This window comes from Stenotrophomonas sp. STK17_22, from assembly GCF_051983905.1.
GTDB classification, from domain to species: domain Bacteria; phylum Pseudomonadota; class Gammaproteobacteria; order Xanthomonadales; family Xanthomonadaceae; genus Stenotrophomonas; species Stenotrophomonas maltophilia_A.
The window spans coordinates 3,510,938-3,534,986 of record NZ_CP197010.1 but is presented as its reverse complement, the minus strand read 5'-3'; the positions used below and the strand labels follow the sequence as shown (position 1 = coordinate 3,534,986).

The following is a 24,049-nucleotide window of genomic DNA, read 5'->3' as shown; positions in this document are numbered from 1 at the left end:
AATCACGTAGTGAGCAGTACCGCGCTGGACAGTTTCCTCGACAAGTGGCGCAGCCGTTGGCCGGAATGGTCGGTGGCCGCCCCGTTCGTGGCCGAATCGCAACGCGAGCTTGCGGTGGCGTGGTTCGCGCTGCTGCAGGAATTCGACGACATGCTCAACACCAGCGGCGACCCGTTGCCGGCCGACGCCAAGCTGGCGTGGTGGGGCGAGGAGCTGCGCAGCTGGGCCGCGCATCGTTCGCGCCACCCGCTGGGCCGCCTGCTGGAGCCGGTGCGTGCGCCGTGGGCGCAACTGGCCGAAGCGCTGCCCGATCTGGTTGAAGCGCGTACCGTCGCGCTGGATGCAGCCGGTGCCGAGCGTGCGCTGGCCCATTACGCTGAAGCCGTGGCCGCGGTGGAGGCAGCCCTGTTCGCGGACAAGCCGCGCACTGGCGCCGGTCGTGCGGTGCAGCTGCAGACCCTGGCCCAGCGCCTGCAGGATGCCGGCGTAGCCGGTGTGCCGCGCAGCCTGCTGGACGGTGATGCCAGCACGGCCGCACAGCGCTGGGCGCAGCATCTGTTGAAGGGCTGGGGCAGCCGCGTGCCCGGCCCGCGCCCGCGCCGCGTGTGGTCCAGCCTGGCGCGTGCACGCGTTGCCGCGCAGGCGGCAGGCAAGCCGATCGAAGCCACGCCGGTACGCACCCTGCTGCGTGTGTGGTGGGCTGCGCGCGGCTGATCCAACGTACCTGGTAGTGCCGGCCGCTGGCCGGCATCCAGCAGGGCGCCGAAGAGGATGAGGTTGCCGGCCAGCGGCCGGCACTACCGTTACTTGCGCTCCAGCACCAGCAGCGGGTCGATACGGGTATCGAACCAGTTCATGCCCCAGTGCAGGTGCGGGCCGGTGGCACGACCGGTGGCGCCGACCGCAGCGATCACCTGGCCCTGTTCCACACGGTCGCCAACTTTTACGTCGATGCGCGACAGGTGCAGGAAGTTGGAGCTGACACCGAAACCGTGGTCGAGCAGCAGCGTGCCGCCGGTCAGGTACAGGTCGGGGCCGGCGAAGGTGACGATGCCGGCGGCCGGCGCCTTCACCGGCGTGCCGGTCGGTACCGCGATGTCCATGCCGGAATGACCGGCGCCGGGCTGCCCGTTGTACACGCGCGCATTGCCGAAGCGGCCGCTGATGCGGCCCTGCACTGGCCAGATGAAGGTCTGGGTGAAGTCGGTGCGGTCGTCATCGCGGGCGCGTGCGGCGGTCACCTGCGCCTGTTCGCGCTTGATCCGCTCGGCAATCGCCGGCGGCGGATTGACCGTCTTCGGCGGCACGCCGTTGACGCGCTCGGTCGGCCAGTCACGCGGGGTCACCGCAATGGTCGCGGTCTCGCTGCCACCATCGGGGCGCTGCACCTGCACGCGCAGCGGGCCCTTCTCGTCACGGCCGATGCCGAACACCACGCTGCCGTAGCCGCTCACCCGCAGTTGGCGGCCGGCGTACTGCACGCGGCTGCCGGCGGGTACCTTGCCGATCACCAGCGCGCCCTGCGACGCGCTGGCCGGGAACACCACGCGGCTGTCGATCAGGCTGCCGATGCCGTCCTGCGCCTGCGCCGGAGATGAGGAAAACAGGGGCGCGGCCAGCAGCAGCGCCCCGATCAGAAGTGCCGAACGCATCAGCGGTCGTAGGTCATGCGCTGGCCGGCGGGTTCACCCACCAGCTTGCTGCCGTCCCACACCTGCTGGCCATTGACCCAGGTGGAGGCGATGCGCGAACGGAAGGTGGTGCCTTCGAACGGCGACCAGCCGCACTTGGACAGCACGTCTTCGCGCTTGACCGTGAACGGCACGTCCTCGACCAGCACCAGATCGGCGAAGTAACCCTCGCGCAGGAAGCCGCGCTCTTCCACGTCGAACAGCTGCGCCGGGGCGTGGGCGAACTTCTGCACCACCTGCTCGCGGGTCAGCTTGCCTTCGTGCACGCGCTCCAGCGCAGCCACCAGCGCGTACTGCACCAGCGGCAGGCCCGACGGCGCCTGCGCGTAGGGCTTCTGCTTCTCTTCCCAGGTGTGCGGCGCGTGGTCGGTGGCCAGCACGTCCAGCACGTCGTCGGCCAGCGCAGCGGTGATCGCCTCGCGGTCGGACACTTCCTTGATCGCCGGGTTGCACTTGATCAGGTTGCCCTTGGTCGCATAGTCCGGACGCGCGAAGTGCAGGAAGTGCACGCAGGTTTCGGCGGTGATCTGCTTGCGGCTGCCGTCGGCGCGGATCAGCGGGCCCTTCTCGAACAGCGCCAGTTCGTCGGCGGTGGAGATGTGCAGCACGTGCAGGCGGGTGCCGTGCTTGCGCGCCAGCGACATCGCCAGGCGGGTCGACTTGATGCAGGCCTCGCGCGAGCGGATGTCCGGGTGCATGTCCGGGGTCAGCGCGTCGCCGTACTTCTCCTGGAAGGCCTTCAGGTTGGCATCGATCATCGGCGTGTCTTCGCAGTGCGTGATGATCGGGGTCGGGCATTCGCGGAAGATCGCGTCCAGCGTTTCCGGGTTGTCGACCAGCATGTTGCCGGTCGAAGCACCCATGAACACCTTCACGCCGGGCGCCTTCTTCGGGTCCAGCGCACGGATCGCTTCCAGGTTGTCATTGCTGGCGCCGTGGTAGAAGCCGTAGTTGGCCCAGGCGCGGCCGCGCGCGAGCTCGTACTTGGCTTCCAGGATGGTCGAATCCAGCGTCGGCGGGTTGGTGTTGGGCATGTCCATGAAGCTGGTCAGGCCACCGGCCACGGCCGCGGCCGATTCGCTGGCGATGTCGCCCTTGTGGGTCAGGCCCGGTTCGCGGAAGTGCACCTGGTCGTCGATCATGCCTGGCAGCAGCCAGCGTCCGGCTGCGTCCACCACCTGCTCGCCGTCGCGCGGCGCCAGCCCGCTGCCGATCTGCGCGATGCGGCCGTTTTCGATGCGCAGGTCGCCGTCGAAGGTGCGGCCTTCGTTGACCATGCGGGCGTTGGTGATGAGGGTGGAGGACATGTCAGTGTTTTCCTGTGCAACGGCAAGAGGGGGCGTTGGGGGACTCGGGCACGGGGTCGAAGCCGCCGGGATGGAACGGGTGGCAGCGGCCCAGCCGGCGCGCAGCCAGCCAGCTTCCGCGCAGCGGGCCGTGCCGCGAGATGGCGTCCATCGCGTATTCAGAACAGCTCGGCACGAAACGGCAGCGTGGCCCCAGCAGGGGGCTGATGAAGCGCTTGTAGAAGCGCAGCAGGGCAATGAGCAGGCGCGAGATCACCCAGTCATCTTATGCCAGTTGGCATGAAGGCCGCATTTGTGCAGGATGGGCCGTTGGTCGCATGTCGCCGATGGCCTGCGACCGGTACCAGCGCCTTCGGGTGCTGGCCAGGTTCCGTACCGCGCAAGGCGGTCCGTGTTCGTCGGACTGCCTCCAAGGGCGCCTTGACTCCAGGACTGAATGGAGCAGGGGGTCGAGGTTGCTGCTGCGGGTCGGGTAGGCTATAAAGGCCCGCTTTCCCGGGCCCCGGGGAATCCAAGGAAGAGCGTTTCGTGGCTGCTAAAAAAACTGCAAAGAAGGCCGCAACGGCCGCCAAGAAAACCGCCAAGCCTGTTGTGAAGAAGTTGGCGGCAAAGCCCGTTGCCAGGAAACCGGCCAGCAAGCCGGCGACCAAGGCAGCGTCCTCGCAACCGGCGGCCAGGAAGGCCACCGCAAAGAAAACGCCGGTCAAGGCAACCAAGCCGGTGGCGAAGAAGGCTGCTGCGCCCGCCAAGGCCAAGCCTGCCGCTGCCAGCAAGAAGGCGCCGGTGGTGAAGAAAGCCGCCAGCAAGGCCGCGCCGGTGAAGAAGGCCGCCGCCAAGCCGGTGGCGAAGAAGGCAGCAGCCAAGCCGGCGCCGAAGGCGGTGGTGAAGAAGGCCGCGGCCAAGCCGGTCGCCAAACCTGCAGCGAAGAAGGTTGCTGCGGCTAAACCGGTGGCCACGCCTGCCGCTGTAAAGAAAGTCACCAAGAATGTTGCCGCGCCGGCCGCAAAGCCGACCCCGGCCCCCGTAGTGAAGTCCGCACCGAAGCCTGCCCCCAAGCCGGCTCCGGCCAAGCCTGTCCCGGCCAAGACCGTGGCAGTGGCAGCAGCCCAACCGGCCCCCAAGCCGGCCCCGGCCGCCGCTCCTGCTGCTTCGAAGGCCCCGCAATCCAAGAATCCCGTGCCCGTTTCGAAATCGCCTGCCAAAACCGCCGTGAAATCCGATTCCGCCCCGAAGACCGTGTCGCGCCCTGTCGGCAAGGTTGCCGTGGCCGTCGCCGCCCGCTCGGCGGCACCGGCCCCGCGCAGCAAGTACAAGGTGGTCGAGTACAAGACCGACGAGGCCACCGGCCGCCCGATCCTGCCGGCTGGCTACAAGCCGTCCTCGGAAGAGGAATACATGAGCCCGCTGCAGCAGGAGTACTTCCGCCAGCGCCTGCAGAACTGGCGCGCGGACCTGGTGGAAGAGTCCAAGCAGACCATCGAGAACCTGCGCGAGGAAGTGCGTGACATCGGCGACGAAGCCGAGCGTGCGACCCGCGAGACCGAGAACTCGCTGGAACTGCGTACCCGCGACCGCTATCGCAAGCTGATCGGCAAGATCGACAGCACCCTGAAGCGCCTGGAAGCGGGCGACTACGGTTACTGCGTCGACACCGGCGAGGAAATCGGCCTGGAGCGCCTGGAAGCGCGCCTCACCGCCGAGCGCACCATCGACGCCCAGGAGCGCTGGGAGCACCTGCAGAAGCAGCAGGGCGACTGATTCCTGATCGTTGTCTGGTCATGCGAAAAACCCGGCCTCGGCCGGGTTTTTTGTTGGGGGATCGTTGGTAAGCGACCGTGGCTGGCACGGGCAGTTGTGGCCGTTGACTTGGGTCCGCCTTGTAGCGAGCCGAGCACCGCAGGGGAATCGGGGGCGAAGAGGCGCCGCTGTTTGAGCGCAGCGAGTTCGGCGCCGTCCCCTGATTCACCGAGGAGCGCAGGGCACCGGTGCGCAGCACCGGCTCGCGGATGGCGGCGCGTTTCTTTGGTTACTTTCTTTGCGCGCGCAAAGAAAGTGACAAACCCATTCATCGAGGGAAAGTGACGTGGCCAGTCAAACGCCCGGCGCCGCCGAACGCGCTCTCCGCAGGGTCACTGCAGGTCGCGCAGATTCAACTTCCGCAACGTCGGGTTCTTCCACGCGGTGATCCCGGCCACGCTCAGCACCGCGAACCCACCCAGCACCACCGCCGGCACCAGGCCGAGCAGCTTTGCCATCGTGCCGGCATAGAACGCGCCCAGTTCGTTGGACGAACTGATGAAGATGCCGTTGATCGACGACACCCGGCCGCGCATCTCTTCCGGCGTGGCCAGCTGCAGGATGGTCGAACGGATCACCACCGAGACGCCATCGAAGGCCCCGTAGAACAGCAGGATCAGCGCCGACAGCCAGAAGTGCTGCGACAGCCCGAAGCTGATCACGCACAGGCCGAAGCCGGCCACCGCGAACAGCAGCACGCGGCCGGCATTGCGGTGCAGCGGGTGGCGGGCCAGCCACAGGCCCACGCAGACCGAGCCCAGCGCCGGCATTGCGCGCAGGATGCCCAGGCCTTCCGGGCCGTGGTGCAGGATCTCGTGCAGGAACGCCGGCAGCATCGCCACCACGCCGCCGAGCAGCACCGAGAACATGTCCAGCGCCATCGCGCCGACCATGATCCGGTTACCCACCACGAAGCGTGCGCCTTCAACGATGCTCTTGAAGATCGGGGCGGCCGGGCCGGTATGCACCGGTTCTTCCACCTTCAGCGTGGCCAGGCAGGCCATCGCCACCAGTGCGAAGACGGTGGCCACCGCGTAGGACAGGCCCTTGCCGCCGAAGCCCACCAGCACGCCGCCCAGTGCCGGGCCGGCGATCATGCCGGCCTGGAATACCACCGCGCCCAGGCCGGCGCCCCGCGCGAACTGGTCACGGGCCAGTACGCGGGCGAACAGGGCGTTGTAGATCGGCGACAGGAAGGCGCGGACCATGCCGGTCAGCGCGATGGCTGCGTAGATCGGCCACACGCCGTCGATCGGTAGCCAGCCCATGGCCACGCTGGTCAATACCAGTGCGGTGGCGATCAGTCCGCAACAGGCGACCATGCCGAGCCGGCGGCGCGGCAGATGATCCACCAGGTAACCGGCAAACGGCGCCACGCAGAAGAACGGCACGACCTCGGCCAGGCCGATCAGGCCCAGCGAGAACGGATTGCGGGTGACTTCGTAGATGTGCCAGCCGACGGTGACCGCGACCACCTGGTAGGACAGCATCGCGAAGATGCGGTACGCCAGCAGCCTGGCGAATCCGGGCCGGGACAGCAGGCCCAGCGCGCTGTCTTCGGCTGTGGCAGGTTCGCTCACGACGGGTCGCGCTGCAGCTGCGCCTGCGCGGTCTCGCGGATGAAGGCCAGCATCGCCGCCACGCCGTTGCTGCGGGTGGGCGAGAGGTGGCGGGCCAGGCCGATGTCCTGGATGTAGCTCGGTTCGGTGGCCAGGATCTCCTGCGCCGAGCGCCCGGAGTACACGCGCAGGGCCAGGAAGATCAGGCCGGAGACGATGGCCGAATCACTGATGGCGTGGAAGCGCAGCGACTGCGCGTTGCCTTCGGGGACGATCCAGACCATCGACTGGCAGCCGAGCAGGCGATGCTCTTCGGTCTTCCATTCTTCCGGGAAGGCCGGCAGCTTGCGGCCGAGGTCGATCAGGTACTGGTAGCGCTCGGACCAGTCGCCGAAGAAGCCGAATTCCTCGGCGATGGCGGTCTGGGCCTCGGCGGCGGTGGGTTCAAGCGGGAACGGGGAGTCGGTCACAACAGTCTCTACGGTGGGGGGCGTGGCCGGCGTACCGGCCACGGGGCAGGGCGGGTCAGCTGCGCTTGCGCGACCAGCGCACGCCCTGCGGGGTGTCTTCCAGCACGATGCCTTCGGCGGCCAGCTGGTCGCGGATGGCGTCGGAACGGGCGAAGTCGCGCGCCTTCTTGGCAGCGGCACGCTCATCGATCAGGCCCTGGATGCGGGCATCGTCGCCGTCTTCGCTGGCCGCAGTGCCGAACCACTGCGCCGGATCGGCCTGCAGCAGGCCCAGTGCCAGGCCGGCGCCGAGCAGTTCACCCTTCAGGCGCGCCTGCTCGGCCGGGTCGGTGGCACGGCGCGCATCGGCGGCGATGCGGGCCAATTCGGCCAACGCCTGCGGGGTGTTGAGATCGTCGTCCAGGGTCGCCTCGACCGTGGCCGGAATCACTGCAGTGGCCTCGACTGAGGCCAGCTCGCGCAGGGTGCCGTACAGGCGGTCCAGGGTGCGCACCGACTGTTCGATCAGGCCATCGGACCAGTCCAGCGGCTGCCGGTAGTGGGCCGACAGCAGGGCCAGGCGCAGCGCTTCCGGCGGGTGCTGGCGGACCAGGTCGTGCACGCGCTCGATGTTGCCAAGCGACTTGCTCATCTTGGCGCCGCCGAAGTTGAGCATGCCGTTGTGCAGCCAGAAACGGGCGAAGATCTTGCCGCCATGGGCGCATTCGCTCTGCGCCAGCTCGTTCTCGTGGTGCGGGAACTGCAGGTCGACGCCGCCGGCGTGGATGTCGATGGTCTCGCCCAGGTGGGCGGCAGCCATTGCCGAGCACTCGATGTGCCAGCCAGGCCGGCCCCGGCCCCAGGGAGACTCCCAGCCGGGCAGGTCGTCACTCGACGGCTTCCACAGTACGAAATCACCCGGGTCACGCTTGTACGGGGCGACGTCGACGCGGGCACCGGCCAGCATTTCGTCCGGATCGCGGCGCGAGAGCTTGCCGTAGCCGTCGAAGCTGGCCACCGCGAACAGCACGTGGCCCTCGGCGGCGTAAGCATGATTGCTGGCGATCAGCTGCTCGATCATGGTGATGATCTGCGGAATGTGCGCGGTCACTTCCGGCTCGATGTCCGGTGGCACTACGCCCAGCGCGGCCATGTCTTCACGGTAGGCGGCGGCGAACTTGTTGGTGATGGTGCTGATCGGCACGCCCTGCTCACGCGCGGCGGTGTTGATCTTGTCGTCCACGTCGGTGATGTTGCGGGCGTAGCGCAGTGCGCCGAAACGGCGCCGCAGCAGGTCGGCCAGCACCCCGAACACCACCGGGCCGCGGGCGTTGCCGATGTGCACGTAGTTGTAGACCGTCGGGCCGCACACATACAGGGTCGGACAGGCCGGATCGAGCGGGGTGAACGGTTCGAGCTGGCGAGTCAGGTTGTTGTGCAGGCGCAGGGTCATGGGGCTGTGGCTGGGGGACAAGCCTGTGATTTTAGAACGTGTCGGCCCCCTTTGGGGGCACCCGTTGCCACCGGTGGACGCCGGGTCCGCCCCGGGTGGGGTGGGCAGGAGCGGCGTGGACGGGTAATGTTCAGCCCCTTGCGCTCGCCACTGCCTACACTATTGCCGTGTCCTTGCTCCCGTCGCCAATGAAATCCACCGCGTTGCTGACCTTGGCCTGCCTGTCGGCGCTGCCCGCCGTGGTGCTGGCGCAGGAGGCCGAGCCCCGCAACCGGGTGGTGATCGTGGAGAACGTGAAGTTCGACTACGCCCAGGTCCTGAACGTCGAGCCGGTGTTCCAGACCCTGCGTGCGACCCGCACCGAGGAGCACTGCGAGCCGGTGTCGACCCGGACCCTGGCCCCGGTGAACGTGACGGGCGAGGAGCCGGTCGAGGACAAGGGCCGGATCAGCCGCTTCTGGGACTCGGTGCGCTCGATGTTCAAGCGCAGCGACGAGGAAGCCGTTGAGGAGACCGGAGCCGAGACGCCGGCCCCGGCGCCGGCCAACACGGGCCCGATGCTGACCCGCGACTGCCGCATCGTGCCGGTGGGGCGTGAATTCCGCCGGCCCATCGCCTACGACGTGGATTACGTCTACAAGGGCACCAAGTACCGCTCGCGGCTGCCGGAAGACCCCGGCAACCGGCTCAAGATCCGGGTGTCGATCACGCCCTGGGTCGGTCCCGAGCAGGGTACTGCCAGCAATCCCTGATTCTGCGACCCCGGCCCCTTGCGCCGGCCCCGGGCGCATGCAAAGATATTTGACCATGAAGCTCACCGACTTCCAGCACGACAGCAGCGCAGCCCGACAGGCGTCTGGCATGACCTCGCGTGCGCGTCGACCGGAACCCCACATCCTCGCTGGGTAACCGGAGCTTTTTGCTGTTCGTCCGAAAAAAACCCAGCCCGCCGGCTGGGTTTTTTCGTTTCTGCGTTCTGAAAGCTTCAACTGCAACCTTTTCGCTCCACCTTTGGTTCCTGCTTTTCCCTTCCACTGCGTCGAACCCGGCGCCGCCACGCAAGGAAAGATGATGTCCCCCAAGCACTTCCTGAACACCCAGGACTGGAGCCGCAGCGATCTCGACGCGCTGCTGACCCAGGCCGCGCTGTTCAAGCGCAACAAGCTCGGCGACCAGCTCAAGGGCAAGTCGATCGCGCTGGTGTTCTTCAACCCGTCCATGCGCACCCGCACCAGCTTCGAACTGGGCGCGTTCCAGCTCGGCGCCCACGCGGTGGTGCTGCAGCCGGGCAAGGATGCGTGGCCGATCGAGTTCAACCTCGGCACGGTGATGGACGGCGATACCGAAGAGCACATCGCTGAAGTGGCCAAGGTGCTGGGCCGTTACTGCGACATCATCGCCGTGCGCGCGTTCCCGAAGTTCCAGGACTGGGCCTACGACCGCCAGGACATCGTCCTCAACAGCTTCGCCAAGTACTCGCCGGTGCCGGTCATCAACATGGAGACCATCACCCATCCGTGCCAGGAGCTGGCCCACATCATGGCCCTGCAGGAGCACTTCGGCACCCAGGACCTGCGCGGCAAGAAGTACGTGCTGACCTGGACCTACCACCCCAAGCCGCTGAACACCGCCGTTGCCAATTCGGCGCTGACCATCGCCACCCGCATGGGCATGGACGTGACCCTGCTGTGCCCGACCGCCGACTACATCCTCGACGACCGCTACATGGGCTGGGCCGAGCAGAACGTGGCCGAGAGCGGTGGCTCGCTGAAGATCAGCCATGACATCGACAGCGCCTACGCCGGCGCCGACGTGGTCTACGCCAAGAGCTGGGGCGCGCTGCCGTTCTTCGGCAACTGGGAACCGGAAAAGCCGATCCGCGACCAGTTCAAGCACTTCATCGTGGACGAACGGAAGATGGCGCTGACCAACAACGGTGTGTTCAGCCACTGCCTGCCGCTGCGCCGCAACGTGAAGGCCACCGACGCGGTGATGGATTCGCCGCAGTGCATCGCCATCAACGAAGCCGAGAACCGCCTGCATGTGCAGAAGGCGATCATGGCTGCGGTTGCCGGGCGCTGAATCAAACTAGGGGTAGAGCCGACCGTTGGTCGGCTGCTCCCGCAGCGGCGCATCCAACATTTCAGCCGACCAGCGGTCGGCCCTACCGAATTCCCATCCCCCAAGTGGACCTGATCCCCATGAGCAACAAAGACGTCGTTCTCGCCTTCTCCGGCGGCCTGGATACCAGCTTCTGCGTGCCGTACTTGCAGGAGCGCGGCTACAACGTGCACACCGTGTTCGCCGACACCGGCGGCGTGGATGATGAAGAGCGTGATTTCATCGAGAAGCGCGCCGCCGAGCTGGGCGTCACCAGCCACGTCACCGTCAACGGTGGCCCGGCCATATGGGAAGGCTTCGTCAAGCCGTTCGTGTGGGCCGGTGAGGGCTACCAGGGCCAGTACCCGCTGCTGGTCTCGGATCGCTACCTGATCGTCGATGCCGCGCTGAAGCGCGCTGCCGAGCTGGGGACCAACATCATTGCCCATGGCTGCACCGGCATGGGCAACGACCAGGTCCGCTTCGACCTGGCCGTGAAGGCACTGGGCGACTACCAGATCATCGCGCCGATCCGCGAGATCCAGAAGGAACACACCCAGACCCGCGCCTACGAGCAGAAGTACCTGGAAGAGCGCGGCTTCGGCGTGCGCGCCAAGCAGCAGGCCTACACCATCAACGAGAACCTGCTGGGCGTGACCATGTCCGGCGGCGAGATCGACCGTTGGGAAGCCCCGGGTGAAGGCGCGCGTGGCTGGTGCTCGCCGCGCAGCGAATGGCCGGAGCAGGCGCTGACCGTGACCCTGAAGTTCGTTGAAGGCGAAGCCGTCGAACTGAACGGCAAGGCGCTGGCGGGCGACCAGATCCTGGCCCAGCTCAACAAGTTGTTCGCCCCGTACGGCGTTGGCCGCGGCGTCTACACCGGCGACACCGTGATCGGCCTGAAGGGCCGCATCGTGTTCGAGGCCCCGGGCCTGGTCTCGCTGCTGGCCGCGCACCGCGCGCTGGAAGATGCCGTGCTGACCAAGCAGCAGAACCGCTTCAAGCCGGACGTGGCGCGCAAGTGGGTGGAGCTGGTGTACGAAGGCTTCTACCACGACCCGCTGAAGACCGACATCGAGGCGTTCCTGAAGTCCTCGCAGGCCAAGGTCAACGGCGAAGTGGTGCTGGAAACCCGCGGTGGCCGCGTCGACGCTGTGGCCGTGAAGTCGCCGCACCTGCTCAACACCAAGGGTGCCACCTACGCGCAGTCGGCCGACTGGGGCGTGGAAGAGGCGGAGGGCTTCATCAAGCTGTTCGGCATGAGCTCCACGCTCTATGCGCAGGTGAACCGCTGAGACCCTGGTGCCCTGGCCCGCTGTGGGCCAGGGTGCGCAGCAAACGGATGAATCGATGAGCGCACTCCGCATCAGCACCGATCCGCAGCACTTGGACGTTGCCCTGATCCACCAGTTCCTGTCTACCCAGGCCCATTGGAGCCTGGGCATCGGGCGCGAACTGGTGGAACGGGCCATTGCCGGTTCGCTGTGTTTTGGCGCCTATCTGGACGCGTCCGGCCAGGTTGCGTTTGCGCGCGTCATCACCGACGGTGCCACCTTTGCTTATCTGGCTGACGTGTTCGTGCTGCCGCAGCATCGCGGCCAGGGCTACAGCAAGCAGCTGCTGCAGGCGATCATGGCCCATCCGCAGCTGCAGGGCCTGCGCCGCTTCATGCTGGCCACCAGCGATGCACATCGGCTCTACGCCCCCTTCGGCTTCAGCGCGCCGGCACGGCCAGAGTTGCTGATGGAAATTGTGCGCCAGAACCTCTATGCCCCGGCTACGCCCGGGCAAACACCTTGTTGATTCCCATGACCGACCTGCTTGCTTCCACCCTGCAGCACCTGCAGGCCCTGGTGTCCTTCGACACCCGCAACCCGCCGCGTGCGATCACCACCGGTGGCATCTTCGATTACCTGCGCGCGAACCTGCCCGGCTTCAACGTCGAGGTGATCGACCATGGCGCCGGTGCGGTCAGCCTGTACGCCGTGCGCGGCACGCCGAAGTACCTGTTCAACGTCCATCTGGACACTGTGCCGGACTCGCCGCACTGGAGTGCCGATCCGCACGTGATGCGGCGCCTGGACGACCGCGTGGTCGGCCTGGGCGTGTGTGACATCAAGGGCGCCGCCGCTGCACTGGTGGCGGCGGCCAACGCCAGCGATGGCGATGCCGCCTTCCTGTTCTCCAGCGACGAGGAAGCCAACGATCCGCGCTGTATCGCTGCGTTCCTGGCCCGTGGCCTGCCGTATGAAGCGGTGCTGGTGGCCGAGCCGACCATGAGCGAAGCGGTGCTGGCGCACCGTGGCATCAGTTCGGTGCTGATGCAGTTCGCCGGCCGTGCCGGCCATGCGTCCGGCAAGCAGGACGCGGCCGCCAGTGCGCTCCATCAGGCCATGCGCTGGGGCAACCGCGCGCTGGACCATGTGGAATCGCTGGCCTCGGCCCGCTTTGGCGGGCTGACCGGCCTGCGTTTCAACATCGGCCGCGTCGAAGGCGGGATCAAGGCCAACATGATTGCGCCGGCTGCCGAGGTGCGCTTCGGTTTCCGGCCACTGCCGTCGATGGACATCGACGGATTGCTGGCAACCTTCGCCGGTTTCGCCGAGCCGGAAGCCGCATTGTTCACTGAAACCTTCCGTGGCCCCAGCCTGCCGGCCGGTGACATCGCCGAGGCCGAGAACCGCCGCCTGCTGGCGCGCGACGTGGCCGACGCGCTGGAGCTGCCGATCGGCAATGCGGTGGATTTCTGGACCGAGGCTTCGTTGTTCTCGGCCGGTGGCTACACCACGCTGGTGTTCGGTCCGGGCGACATCGCCCAGGCCCACACCGCCGATGAGTTCGTGACGCTGGAGCAGCTGCAGCGCTACACCGACGCCGTGCACCGCATCATCGCCGCCGGCGCCTGATCGACCCCACAACGCCGCCCGGCCCTGGCCGGGTGGAACTGCAACGCGGCGACCGCCGCCTGTGACGAAACCGAAATGTCTCCTGCCCTCCAGCCTCACCGCCAGACCCGCCAGACCATCGTGCGCCTGCTTTCCAGCATGGCCAGCGCGAAGGAGATCAGCCAGTACCTCAAGCGCTTCTCGCAGCTGGACGCCAAGCGTTTTGCCGTGGTCAAGGTCGGCGGCGCGGTGCTGCGCGACGACCTCGACGCGCTGACCTCTTCGCTGTCGTTCCTGCAGGAAGTCGGGCTGACCCCGATCGTGCTGCACGGCGCCGGCCCGCAGCTGGATGCCGAGCTGTCCGCCGCCGGCATCGAGAAGCAGACCGTCAACGGCCTGCGCGTGACTTCGCCGGAAGCGCTGGCGATCGTGCGCCGGGTGTTCCAGCAGTCCAACCTGCGCCTGGTCGAGGCGCTGCAGCAGAACGGCGCGCGCGCCACCTCGATCACCGGCGGCGTGTTCGAGGCCGAGTACCTGGACGTGGACACCTACGGCCTGGTCGGCGAGGTGAAGAAGGTCAACCTGGCACCGATCGAGGCCAGCCTGCGCGCCGGGTCGATCCCGGTCATCACCAGCCTGGGCGAAACCGCCGGCGGCCAGATCCTCAACGTCAACGCCGACTTCGCCGCCAACGAGCTGGTACAGGAGCTGCAACCGTACAAGATCATCTTCCTGACCGGCACCGGCGGCCTGCTGGATGAGCAGGGCAATGTGATTGATTCGATCAACCTGTCCACCGAGTACGACCACCTGATCGCGCAGCCATGGATCCACGGCGGCATGAAGGTGAAGATTGAACAGATCAAGGATCTGCTCGACCGCCTGCCGCTGGAATCGTCGGTGTCGATCACGCGTCCGGCCGACCTGGCCAAGGAACTGTTCACCCACAAGGGGTCGGGCACGCTGGTGCGCAAGGGCGAAAAGGTGCTGCGCGCCACTGCCTGGAACGAGCTGGACCTGCCCCGCCTGAAGGGCCTGATCGAATCCAGCTTCGGCCGCACCCTGGTGCCGGAGTACTTCGAAAAGACGAAGCTGCTGCGTGCCTATGTCAGCGAGAACTACCGCACCGCGGTGATCCTCACCGACGAGGCCGAGGGCGTGTACCTGGACAAGTTCGCCGTGCTCGACGATGCGCAGGGCGAGGGCCTGGGCCGCGCGGTCTGGAACGTGATGCTGGAGGAAACCCCGCAGCTGTTCTGGCGTTCGCGCCACGGCAACCCGATCAACCACTTCTATTACGCTGAATCCGAGGGCTGCTACAAGCAGGACCACTGGAAGGTGTTCTGGTTCGGTGCCGATGGCATCGACCGGATCAAGACCTACGTCGACCATTGCGCCCGGCGCGCGCCGAGCCTGCAGGGCTGAACACATGAACCATGCCGATTGGACCAAGGTCCCCACGCTGACGGGTACCCATGCGCGGCTGGAGCCGCTGCAGATGGGGCATATCGATGGCCTGCGCGGCGCGCTTGGCGATGGCGCGCTGTCCAGGCTCTGGTACACCCAGGTGCCCGATGCGAAGACCATGGCCGGCTACGTGCAGGCAGCGCTGCAGGCGCAGGCCGAAGGCAAGGTGCTGCCGTTCGTGGTGTTCGATGCCAACGACCAGATTGTCGGCACCACCCGCTACTACGATCTGCAAGCGGACGTGCCGCGCCTGAGTATCGGTTACACCTGGTATGGCGAGTCGGCGCAGCGCACCGGGGTCAATACCGAGACCAAGCTGATGCTGCTCAGCCACGCGTTCGAGCGCTTGGAGTGCCTGAGCGTCGTATTTGAGACCAGCTGGTTCAACTTCACCTCGCGCACCGCCATCGCCCGCCTCGGCGCCAAGCAGGATGGCGTGCTGCGCAACCACAAGCGGCACGCTGACGGCACGCCGCGCGACACCGTCATCTTCTCCATCATCGATGCGGAATGGCAGGGCGTGAAGCGCCACCTGCAGTACCGCCTGGACAGCCACGCATGAACGATTCGACTTTCACCCTGGGCATCGTCGGGGCCCGTGGCCATACCGGCGCCGAGCTGATCAAGCTGGTGGCCGCCCACCCGCGCCTGAAACTGGCCTTCGTCTCCTCGCGCGAGCGTGCCGGGCAGCGCCTGTCCGACCATCACCCGGAATTCCAGGGTGAGCTGCAGTACGAGAACCTGGACGCCGACGCGGTGGCCGCCAAGGGCGTGGACGCGGTGATCCTGGCCCTGCCCAACGGCCTGGCCGCTCCGTTCGTGGCGGCACTGGAAGCGGCGAAGCCGGACACTGTCATCGTCGACCTGTCGGCCGACTACCGTTTCGACAACAGCTGGTACTACGGCCTGCCGGAGCTGACCCGCGGCCGCTACAGCGGCCAGAAGCACATCAGCAATCCGGGCTGCTATGCCACGGCGATGCAGCTGGCGGTGCATCCGCTGCTGGACCTGCTGGCCGGCCCGCCGCAGTGCTTCGGTGTGTCCGGCTACTCCGGTGCCGGCACTACGCCGTCGGACAAGAACAACGTCGAACTGCTGGCTGACAACCTGATGCCGTATGCGCTGACCAACCACGTGCACGAGCGCGAGGTGTCGGTGCAGCTGGGCGTGGCGGTCGAGTTCATGCCGCACGTCGCGCCGCATTTCCGTGGCATCACGCTCACCGCCAACCTGTGGCTGAACCGCGTGCAGACCCGCGAGCAGATCGTCGAGCGCTTCCAGCAGGCCTATGCCGGCGAACCGCTGATCGAGGTGGTGGATGAAGCACCGTGGGTCAGCCGCATCGCCGGCCGCCACGGTGCCCAGGTCGGCGGCTTCACCCTGGCCCCGGGCGGCAAGCGGGTGGTGGTGGTGGCGACCCTGGACAACCTGCTCAAGGGCGCGGCCACCCAGGCCATGCAGAACCTCAACCTCGCGCTGGGCATCGACGAACTGACGTCGATCCCGCACTGAACACGCATTCCGGAGCCCCCATGGCAGACCTTCTTTGGCAGAAGCCCGGCGTCGCTGTCGACGCCCAGATCCAGACCTTCCTCGCCGGCGACGACGTGATCCTCGACCGCGAGTTCTTCCTGCATGACATCGCCGCCAGCGCCGCGCATGCGCAGGGCCTGCAGCACATCGGCATCCTCAGCGCCGACGAGCTGGCCGGCCTGCTGCGCGAGCTCGACGTGCTGGCGCAGGACTTCCGCGAAGGCCGCTTCGTGCTGGATACGCAGTACGAAGACGGTCACTCGGCGATCGAAGCACGCTTGACCGAACGCCTCGGCGATGCTGGCCGCAAGATCCACACCGGCCGTAGCCGCAATGACCAGATCCTGGTCGCCACCCGCCTGTGGCTGAAGGAGAAGCTGCTGCGCGTGGCCCAGCTCAGCGCCGACGTGGCCAAGGTCGCGCTGGATCGTGCCCAGGCCGAGAAGGACCTGCCGATTCCCGGCTACACCCACATCCAGCGTGCCGTGGTGTCCTCGGCCGGCATGTGGTGGGCCGGCTGGGCCGAGGCCTTCATCGACAACGCCATCCGCGCGCGCGACACCCATGCGCTGGTCGACGCCAATCCGCTTGGCACGGCTGCCGGCTACGGTGTGAACCTGCCGCTGGACCGTGAGCACACCACGGCCGCGCTCGGTTTCGCCCGCATGCAGATCTCGCCGATCTACGCGCAGCTGTCGCGCGGCAAGTTCGAACTGGCCGCGCTGGAAGCGCTGGGCGGCGCCACGCTGGACCTGCGCCGCATTGCCTGGGACCTGTCGCTGTTCACCAGCGCCGAGTTCGGCTTCGTCGCGCTGCCGGCGCAGTACACCACCGGCAGTTCGATCATGCCCAACAAGCGCAATCCGGACGTGATCGAGCTGATGCGCGCGACCCACGCCAGCGTCGCCGCCGCGCGTACCGAGATCGAGCAGCTGCTGTCGCTGCCGTCGGGCTATCACCGCGACCTGCAGTCGTCCAAGGGCGCCATCTTCCACGGCTTCGGTCGCGGCCTGTCGGCGCTGGAACTGCTGCCGGCGCTGCTGGCCAACCTGGAATGGCGCGACGACAAGGTTCGCGCGGCAATCGACTCGGGCATGTACGCCACCGACGTGGCGGTGGAAGCGGCGGTGGCCGGCGTGCCGTTCCGCGAGGCCTACAAGGCTGCTGCCGCCGGTGCCGACAGCGCAGGGCAGGGGCGTACCCCGGAAGGCAGCCTGGCCGCACGCGTATCGCCGGGTTCGGCCGCCGACCTGCGCCTGGACGAACTGCACGCGCGCTGGCAGGCGCTGTCCTGATGGCCGGCACCGTCTACCTGGTGCTGGCCATGCGCCGGCCCGATTTCAACGCCGCCGCCGTGCAGCCGCACCGTGACTTTCTCGATGCGTTGCAGGCACAGGGCAAGCTGCAGCTGACCGGCGGTTTTGCCGATGGCAGCGGTGGCGCCTATGTGCTGTGCAACGTGGACAGCCTGGCGCAGGCGCAGGCCATCGTCGCCACCGATCCGCTGGTGACGATGCAGGCCTCCGCGCTGACCGTGCACGAATGGAACACCCGCTGAGAGCCTGACCGATGATCCAGCACGCTGCCCACGTCGCCTCGCCGTTCCCCGAACAAGCGCTGCCGCCGTGGCGGCGTGCGGTGCTGAAAGTCGGCAGCAGCCTGCTGGCCGCCGATGGCGGCGGCCTGTCACCTCGCCACGCGCTGGGCCTGGCACAGTTCGTGTCGGCCAATGTACTGGCCGGGCGTGAGGTGGTGATCGTGTCTTCCGGCGCGGTCGCTGCCGGGCGCGCGATCCTGCCGCGGGCCGATGAGCCGGGCGCAGCGATGGCAGCGCGGCAGGCGCTGGCTGCGCTCGGTCAGGCCCAGCTGATCGGGCTCTGGCAGCGCTTCTTCGAGCGCCCCGTGGCGCAGGTGCTGCTGACCCACGACGACCTGCGCAACCGCCGCCGCTACCTCAACGCACGCGCCACGCTAAATGAGTTGCTGCGGCTGGGCGCGTTGCCGGTGGTCAACGAGAACGACACCGTGTCGGTGGACGAACTCAAGCTCGGCGACAACGACAACCTGGCCGCCACCGTGGCCGCGCTGGTCGATGCCGATGCACTGTTCATTGCCACCGACATCGACGGCCTGTACAGCGCGGACCCGCGCACCGTGGCCGATGCGCGGCCACTGCACGACGTGCCGGAACTGAGTGACGAGGTGCTGGCGATGGCCGGCGGCGCAGGGTCGCGCGCCGGTACCGGCGGCATGCGGACCAAGCTTGAGGCGGCGGCCAAGGCGGGTCGTCTCGGCATCGAGACCTACCTTTTCAACGGCCGCAGCAGCGACGTGGTGCGTGCACTGGCGCAGGACCGCCTGTTCGGCACCCGCATCCACGCCGCGCGCAGCCGCGAGGCGGCCCGCAAGCACTGGCTGCGGCATGCACCGCTGACCGAAGGCGCGATCGTGATCGATGCCGGTGCGGCACAGGCCATGCGCGAGAAGGGCGCCTCGCTGCTGCCCGGTGGCATCACCGGTGCGGAGGGCGCGTTCCGGCGTGGCGATATGGTGCAGGTGTGCTGGAATGCACCACAGGGCCGTGTCTGCATCGCCCGCGGTGTCAGCCAGTACGCCGCCGATGATGTGCGCCGGATCGCCGGTCGCCATTCGCGCGACATCGAGGCCGTGCTGGGCTACAACTACGGTGGCAGTGTCGTCCATCGCGACGATCTGGTGCTGCCATGACCGGTTTGAAGGACACCCCGATGAGCGAAATCGAAGCGCAGGCGCGTGCCTGCCGTGACGCGGCCCAGATCGTTGCCTGCCTCGACAGTGCGGCGCGCCGCACGCTGCTGCTGGCAATGGCCCAGGCACTGGAAGTGAATGCCGGGCTGATCCTGGCCGGCAATGCGCGTGACCTCGCCGCCGCGCGCGACAAGGGCGTTGGCAGTGCCATGCTCGACCGCCTGGCGCTGGATCCGGCACGCCTGTTCGCGATGGCCGAAGCCGTGCGTGAGGTCGCTGCGCTGCCCGATCCGGTCGGCCAGGTCACCCGCGACGATGTGCGTCCAAACGGCATCCGGGTGCAGAAGGTGCGCGTTCCGCTGGGGGTGATCGCGATGATCTACGAGGCACGCCCGAACGTGACCGCCGAAGCGGCCGCGCTGTGCCTGAAGGCCGGCAATGGCGTGATCCTGCGCGGTGGTTCCGAGGCGATCCACTCCAACACCGCCATCGCCCAGGCGCTGTCCGGCGCATTGAAGGCCAACGGCGTACCGCCGGCTGCGGTGACCGTGCTGACCGACCTGCGCCGCGAAGCGATTCTGGGACTGCTGCAGTTGCATGAGCTGATCGACCTGGCCATTCCGCGTGGCGGCGAAGGCCTGATCCGCTTCGTCGCCGAGCATGCGCGGGTGCCGGTGATCAAGCATTACAAGGGCGTGTGCCATCTGTTCGTGGATGCCAGCGCCGACCTCGGCAAGGCCATTGACCTGCTGGTGGATGGCAAGTGCAGCCGCCCTGCAGCCTGCAACTCGCTGGAAACGCTGCTGGTGCACCGCGAGGTGGCCGAAGCGTTCCTGCCGCGCGTGGCGCAGGCGCTCGGCGAGCGCGGCGTGCAGCTGCGCGCCGATGCGCAGGCGCAGCCGCTGCTGCCGGGCAGCATGTTGGCCACTGAAGACGACTATGCCGCCGAGTTCCTCGATCTGGTGCTGGCGGTGCGCGTGGTTGACGATCTCGACGCTGCCATTGCGCACATCCGTGCCTACACCTCCGACCATACTGAAGTGATCGCCACCGAAGACGCCGGCCATGCCGAGCGCTTCATCAACGCACTGCGCTCGGCGGTGGTGATGGTCAATGCGTCCTCGCGTTTCTCCGACGGCGGCCAGCTGGGCCTGGGCAGCGAGATCGGCATCTCCACCACGCGCCTGCACGCGTACGGCCCGATGGGGCTGGAGGCACTCACCGTCGAGCGATTTGTCGTGCGCGGTGAAGGGCAGACCCGCACGTAGATCCACGCCATGCGTGGATGCTCTTCGCGGAAGACCCCGGTGCCGACCAAGGTCGGCACCCACCAGAGCGAACGCCGACCAAGGTCGGCATCTACCAAAGCAAGTGCCGACCAAGGTCGGCATCTACCAAAGCAAGTGCCGACCAAGGTCGGCATCTACCAAAGCAAGTGCCGACCAGGGTCGGCACCCAGGGCAATCGAGTTACACCACCTCGCGGCGGATGCCGATCGGCCGCGCGTGATCGTCCATGTGCAGCGTGGCGGCCTTGCAGCCCAGCAGGCGCTCGGCCAGCCCGGTGCTGGCCCCCAGGTCGGCGGCCACTTCGTTGAGGCTGGCCAGCGGCCGCGGCAGGCGCCGGTCGTGGCCGCGGAAGCGCGCGCGGTTGTACTCGGCCCAGCCGATCAGCAGTACGCTGGCGCACAGCAGCATCAGCGGCAACGCCACCAGCACATAGGGGTCGAACTGGCTTTGCCGTTCGTACAGCTGCTGCCAGGCCAGCTGGCCGCCGACCAGCCACGACACCAGGGTGACCAGTGGCGCCCACAGGTAGAAGTAGAACCCCCAGAACGCGAGGGTTACGAAGCCCCAGGCGGTGCGCTGGAAGCGTGGTTGGCGATGCGGCTTGCGGATCATCCGCGAGTCGAAGCGGTTGGACGGGCGTTGTGCGTTCATCGGATCCCCCGATCGGGACTGGTCCAGGTGGCGCGCTTGCTGCGACGGCGCAGCAGGGTTTTCGGCAACGCCACCAGGGTGGTGGAAAGGCTGATCAACCAGTACGCCATCGGGTACCAGATGACCCAGAAGTAGTTGCGTCCAATCTGTGTTTCGTAACGACGGTCGATGATCAGGCTGCTGGCGAACTGCAGCAGGCAGACCAGGGCCAGGATCACGCCATGCCACTCCGGCAGCAGGCTGGCGATATGCAGTTGCGGGGGCAGTTCGATGAACTTGCCCAGCGCCCACAGCACCACGATGAACAACATGGTGTAAGCCCAGATCACGCTGAGCACGTACTCCAGCAGTACGCCCCACATGCGCCGCTCCTTCCAGTGCAGCAGCGAGCGGGCGTGGCGCAGCATCACCTCCACGCCGCCCTGGGCCCAGCGCAGCCGCTGCCGCCACAGCCCCTTCAGGGTTTCCGGCATCAGGATGAAGCATAGTGCGTTGGGTTCGTAGCGGATGTCCCAGTGCGCGCGCTGCAGGCGCCAGCTGATGTCGATGTCTTCGGTCACCATGTCATCGGACCACCAGCCGACCTGGTGCAGGGCGGTGCGGCGGAAGCCGGCGATCACGCCGGAGATGGTGAAGATGCGCCCGTACACCCGCTGCGCGCGCTTGATCATGCCGATGATCGAGGAGAATTCGGCCACCTGCAGGCGTCCGAGCAGGGTGGAGCGGTTGCGGATGCGCGGGTTGCCGGTGACCGCGCCGACCCGGTTGCCGCTGACCAGGTGCCAGATCATCCAGTGCAGCGCGTGTTCTTCCAGCATCGCGTCGCCGTCGATGCACACCAGGTATTCCGAGCGTGCAGCGAGCGCCCCCATGCGCAGCGCATTGGCCTTGCCGAGGTTGCGGTCCAGGTGCAGCACGCGCAGCCGTGGGTGCTTTGCCGCCAGGGCGTCCAGCCGCGCACCCGTGTCGTCGCTGCTGCCGTCGTCGATGGCGATCACCTCATAGTCGGCCGGGTAGCGCTGTGCCAGCGCCGCGCCGAGTGTATCGTCGAGGTTTGCCGACTCGTTGTGGCAGGGAATCAGCAGGCTCGCGAACGGTGGATCGACCATCAGCGGCGGGTCGTTGCGTGGGCGCGAATGGCGTTCGCGCCGGAAGTAGTAATACAGGCCGCCCGACATCCAGAAGAATGCCATCACCATCGGGTAGTAGAAGGCGAACTGGAACAGGACCTGCAGCAACGGATGCATGTCCATGTCACTTCTCCGGGTACGGGAAGTTGCCGGCGGACATTGCCGCGCGGGCATCGCGGGTGGAGGGCTGGTCGGCGATGAAGTCGTCCGGGTACCAGGCGAAGTGGTGCACGCCCTGCGCCTGCAGCTGGCGGATCTGCGCGCGCAGTCGCTCGGCGGGAATCGGTTGCCCGCTGCGCCAATCGACGGTCTGCAGTTCGAACAGGGTGTGCTGCAGCTGTGGGTCATGTGCACGCACCGCGGCCAGCAACTGGTCGAGCCAGCGCTCCGGATGCTTGCTGCCTTCCATCCACGGCATCGCCATCAGTGCGGTCTGGTCGTAGGCCTTGTTGAACAGGTCCAGGCGCTGCGCGAACCAGGCTTCGCTCTGCGGGCGCAGCACCGGCTCCGCGTACAGGTTGCGCACCGTGGCCAGCTTCGGCCGCCAGCGCTGCGCGCTGTTGCGCAGCGCCAGGGTGAAGTCGATCAACGCCTGCGTGCGTGCGCTGCCCCCATCGCCGGGTGCCAGCGTGGGCAGCTCGGTATCGCGCAGGTACCCATCGTCATGGAACAGCAGGCCCTCGAAGTAGGAGTTGACCGCCAGATCCTCGTAGAGGTCGAGCATGACCTGGCGCGCCTGGGGATTGGTGAAGTCCAGCCGGTACATGCCATCGGCATCGCCGTTGCGGATCGCCAGCGCCTTGCGCTGCACCGGGTCGGGCAGCTCGAAGCCGAGTACCGGCAGCCATGCGTAGACCTTCACCCCCGCACGCGATTTCAGTTGCCAGGCGACGCGACTGAACAGGTCCGCGCGCATCGGCATGTGGCGGTTGGGGAAGTACAGTGCATCGGCGGTGTTGTTGCCGTCCGGATCGGCGAACGCCTGCAGGTAGACGTGCGTCGGTGCGATGCGCTTGACCCGCTCGATCAGTGCATCCAGATTGCGCGCCTGCTGTGCGGGCTCCGGATCGTAGACATCATCCAGGTCGATCTGCAGGGCACGGATGCCATCGAGCGCGACGTCGCGGCGCAGCTCGTAGGCCAGCCCCTCCACGGTCGGGTTGTCGCTGACCAGGAAGCGCGCCAGGCCATGCAGGTCGCTGGCCACCGGCGTGCTGCGGCCCTCCAGATCGAAGGACACCGGCATGCCCAGCTGCTCGGCGATGTCGTTGCTCAACTGGTTGTAGGCCGCGTATGGCCAGACGATGGCGCGCGGGCGCACGCCCAGATGCTGCTCGATGCGCTGCACGCTGCGCGAGAGATCGGCGCGCAGGCGTTGCGCGTACTGCGCCTCGCTCTCATAGCTGCGCGTGGCGGGGTTGTAAACGCGGGTCACGACAGCCGGGGTGGAGTTCCCCTGTGGGTTGGCGAGCACCCCGTGGTGCAGGTCGTCGGTATGGCTGGCCACTTCGATCAGGCCGCTGTCGTGCATCTGCTTCAGCTGTGCCCAGGTGATGAAGTCGTCGCGGCCGAACGGCCGGTAGCCATAGTCGATGGTGCGGCCAGGTGCCATGTCCACGTAGTCGGTGATCACCGCCACCAGCGCCGGATAGCGGTAAGCCTGCAGCAACGGGAAGGCTTTGTCGTAGACGCTGCGCAGGCCGTCATCGAAGGTCAGCAGCACCGGTTTCGGTGGCAGCGTGGCGCGTCCCCGGGAGGCGTCGATCACCTGCGACAGCGACACCGGGTGGTAACCGTGTGCCCCCAGCCAGTCCAGATGGGCGGCGAAGTTCTGCGTGCTCACCGCATAGGTATCGGCATCCCCCTTGGCTGCGACCTGGTCGCGGATGTCGTGGTAGCTGAGGATCAACAGGCCGTTGTCGATCGCATCGAGATGCAGGGCCTGCTGCGCGAAGGCCGGCGGCGCAGCCGACAGCAGCAGGAGCACGATCAGGCGCAGGATGCGGGTCAT

Annotated in this window: 23 protein-coding genes; 14 read left to right on the top strand and 9 right to left on the bottom strand. The window is 67.3% G+C overall.

The window, feature by feature from the left end; all coding sequences use genetic code 11:
• Nucleotides 1-9: 9 nt before the first annotated feature.
• A complete protein-coding gene (locus tag ACSYS9_RS16565) occupies nucleotides 10-714 on the top strand; it encodes a squalene/phytoene synthase family protein (RefSeq protein ID WP_071229708.1) in 705 nt (234 codons plus the stop codon).
• A gap of 89 nt (nucleotides 715-803) precedes the next feature.
• Here ACSYS9_RS16565 and ACSYS9_RS16560 read toward each other — a convergent pair whose 3' ends face one another.
• From ACSYS9_RS16560 to yidD, 3 genes are read right to left on the bottom strand one after another with little or no spacing between them, the layout of a single operon-like run.
• Nucleotides 804-1,652 carry a M23 family metallopeptidase gene (locus ACSYS9_RS16560; protein ID WP_071229709.1) on the bottom strand — a complete coding sequence of 283 codons (849 nt, stop codon included), beginning with the start codon at nucleotides 1,650-1,652 and terminating at the stop codon, nucleotides 804-806.
• Nucleotides 1,652-2,998: a dihydroorotase gene (locus tag ACSYS9_RS16555; protein ID WP_071229710.1), complete on the bottom strand. Its 1,347-nt coding sequence runs from the start codon at nucleotides 2,996-2,998 to the stop codon at nucleotides 1,652-1,654. Before ACSYS9_RS16555 ends, ACSYS9_RS16560 begins: the two co-directional genes overlap by 1 nt.
• A gap of 1 nt (nucleotide 2,999) precedes the next feature.
• Complete coding sequence (yidD, locus tag ACSYS9_RS16550) at nucleotides 3,000-3,254, bottom strand: membrane protein insertion efficiency factor YidD (RefSeq protein WP_014037867.1); 255 nt, start codon at nucleotides 3,252-3,254, stop codon at nucleotides 3,000-3,002.
• Nucleotides 3,255-3,526: 272 nt separating this feature from the next.
• Between yidD and dksA the strand changes: the two genes are divergently transcribed.
• Nucleotides 3,527-4,756 carry an RNA polymerase-binding protein DksA gene (gene dksA / locus ACSYS9_RS16545; RefSeq protein WP_071229711.1) on the top strand — a complete coding sequence of 410 codons (1,230 nt, stop codon included), beginning with the start codon at nucleotides 3,527-3,529 and terminating at the stop codon, nucleotides 4,754-4,756.
• 371 nt (nucleotides 4,757-5,127) lie between these two features.
• Here dksA and ACSYS9_RS16540 read toward each other — a convergent pair whose 3' ends face one another.
• From ACSYS9_RS16540 to cysS, 3 genes are read right to left on the bottom strand one after another with little or no spacing between them, the layout of a single operon-like run.
• Nucleotides 5,128-6,375, bottom strand: a complete 1,248-nt coding sequence (locus tag ACSYS9_RS16540) for an MFS transporter (RefSeq protein ID WP_071229712.1) — start codon at nucleotides 6,373-6,375, stop codon at nucleotides 5,128-5,130.
• A complete protein-coding gene (locus ACSYS9_RS16535) occupies nucleotides 6,372-6,824 on the bottom strand; it encodes a SufE family protein (RefSeq protein ID WP_010486631.1) in 453 nt (150 codons plus the stop codon). Before ACSYS9_RS16535 ends, ACSYS9_RS16540 begins: the two co-directional genes overlap by 4 nt.
• A 55-nt stretch (nucleotides 6,825-6,879) precedes the next feature.
• Nucleotides 6,880-8,256: a cysteine--tRNA ligase gene (gene cysS / locus ACSYS9_RS16530; RefSeq protein WP_071229713.1), complete on the bottom strand. Its 1,377-nt coding sequence runs from the start codon at nucleotides 8,254-8,256 to the stop codon at nucleotides 6,880-6,882.
• Nucleotides 8,257-8,444: 188 nt separating this feature from the next.
• Between cysS and ACSYS9_RS16525 the strand changes: the two genes are divergently transcribed.
• The 12 genes from ACSYS9_RS16525 (at nucleotide 8,445) to ACSYS9_RS16470 (ending at nucleotide 20,236) form a co-directional block, all read left to right on the top strand.
• Nucleotides 8,445-9,008 carry a hypothetical protein gene (locus ACSYS9_RS16525; RefSeq protein WP_049442777.1) on the top strand — a complete coding sequence of 188 codons (564 nt, stop codon included), beginning with the start codon at nucleotides 8,445-8,447 and terminating at the stop codon, nucleotides 9,006-9,008.
• Nucleotides 9,009-9,327: 319 nt separating this feature from the next.
• On the top strand, nucleotides 9,328-10,338 hold the full coding sequence (locus tag ACSYS9_RS16520; RefSeq protein WP_071229714.1) for an N-acetylornithine carbamoyltransferase: 1,011 nt from the start codon (nucleotides 9,328-9,330) through the stop codon (nucleotides 10,336-10,338).
• 119 nt (nucleotides 10,339-10,457) lie between these two features.
• On the top strand, nucleotides 10,458-11,651 hold the full coding sequence (locus ACSYS9_RS16515) for an argininosuccinate synthase (protein WP_071229715.1): 1,194 nt from the start codon (nucleotides 10,458-10,460) through the stop codon (nucleotides 11,649-11,651).
• A 55-nt stretch (nucleotides 11,652-11,706) separates the two neighbouring features.
• The gene (locus tag ACSYS9_RS16510) at nucleotides 11,707-12,159 is read left to right on the top strand and encodes a GNAT family N-acetyltransferase (protein ID WP_071229716.1); all 453 of its coding nucleotides are present in this window, start codon (nucleotides 11,707-11,709) and stop codon (nucleotides 12,157-12,159) included.
• 5 nt (nucleotides 12,160-12,164) lie between these two features.
• Complete coding sequence (locus ACSYS9_RS16505; protein ID WP_071229717.1) at nucleotides 12,165-13,262, top strand: acetylornithine deacetylase; 1,098 nt, start codon at nucleotides 12,165-12,167, stop codon at nucleotides 13,260-13,262.
• 75 nt (nucleotides 13,263-13,337) lie between these two features.
• Nucleotides 13,338-14,666, top strand: coding sequence for an acetylglutamate kinase (locus tag ACSYS9_RS16500; RefSeq protein WP_071229718.1), 1,329 nt, complete (start codon nucleotides 13,338-13,340; stop codon nucleotides 14,664-14,666).
• Nucleotides 14,667-14,670: 4 nt separating this feature from the next.
• Nucleotides 14,671-15,270, top strand: coding sequence for a GNAT family N-acetyltransferase (locus tag ACSYS9_RS16495; protein ID WP_071229719.1), 600 nt, complete (start codon nucleotides 14,671-14,673; stop codon nucleotides 15,268-15,270).
• The gene (gene argC, locus ACSYS9_RS16490) at nucleotides 15,267-16,220 is read left to right on the top strand and encodes an N-acetyl-gamma-glutamyl-phosphate reductase (RefSeq protein ID WP_071229720.1); all 954 of its coding nucleotides are present in this window, start codon (nucleotides 15,267-15,269) and stop codon (nucleotides 16,218-16,220) included. The genes ACSYS9_RS16495 and argC overlap by 4 nt, the downstream gene beginning before the upstream one ends.
• 20 nt (nucleotides 16,221-16,240) lie before the next feature.
• Nucleotides 16,241-17,536, top strand: coding sequence for an argininosuccinate lyase (gene argH / locus ACSYS9_RS16485; protein WP_071229721.1), 1,296 nt, complete (start codon nucleotides 16,241-16,243; stop codon nucleotides 17,534-17,536).
• On the top strand, nucleotides 17,536-17,799 hold the full coding sequence (locus ACSYS9_RS16480) for a YciI family protein (protein WP_032129404.1): 264 nt from the start codon (nucleotides 17,536-17,538) through the stop codon (nucleotides 17,797-17,799). Before argH ends, ACSYS9_RS16480 begins: the two co-directional genes overlap by 1 nt.
• A gap of 11 nt (nucleotides 17,800-17,810) precedes the next feature.
• Nucleotides 17,811-18,968: a glutamate 5-kinase gene (proB, locus tag ACSYS9_RS16475; RefSeq protein WP_049401148.1), complete on the top strand. Its 1,158-nt coding sequence runs from the start codon at nucleotides 17,811-17,813 to the stop codon at nucleotides 18,966-18,968.
• Complete coding sequence (locus ACSYS9_RS16470; RefSeq protein ID WP_071229722.1) at nucleotides 18,965-20,236, top strand: glutamate-5-semialdehyde dehydrogenase; 1,272 nt, start codon at nucleotides 18,965-18,967, stop codon at nucleotides 20,234-20,236. The genes proB and ACSYS9_RS16470 overlap by 4 nt, the downstream gene beginning before the upstream one ends.
• Before the next feature lie 201 nt (nucleotides 20,237-20,437).
• Here the strand turns inward: ACSYS9_RS16470 and pgaD are convergent, their stop codons facing one another.
• Genes pgaD through pgaB form a run of 3 tightly spaced genes read right to left on the bottom strand, consistent with a single transcriptional unit; the run spans nucleotide 20,438 to nucleotide 24,049 of the window.
• Nucleotides 20,438-20,908: a poly-beta-1,6-N-acetyl-D-glucosamine biosynthesis protein PgaD gene (gene pgaD / locus ACSYS9_RS16465; protein ID WP_032129407.1), complete on the bottom strand. Its 471-nt coding sequence runs from the start codon at nucleotides 20,906-20,908 to the stop codon at nucleotides 20,438-20,440.
• Nucleotides 20,905-22,161: a poly-beta-1,6-N-acetyl-D-glucosamine synthase gene (pgaC, locus tag ACSYS9_RS16460; RefSeq protein ID WP_010486660.1), complete on the bottom strand. Its 1,257-nt coding sequence runs from the start codon at nucleotides 22,159-22,161 to the stop codon at nucleotides 20,905-20,907. The genes pgaD and pgaC overlap by 4 nt, the downstream gene beginning before the upstream one ends.
• A gap of 1 nt (nucleotide 22,162) precedes the next feature.
• Nucleotides 22,163-24,049 (bottom strand): poly-beta-1,6-N-acetyl-D-glucosamine N-deacetylase PgaB, encoded by a 1,887-nt coding sequence (gene pgaB, locus ACSYS9_RS16455; protein ID WP_071229723.1) that lies wholly within the window; start codon nucleotides 24,047-24,049, stop codon nucleotides 22,163-22,165.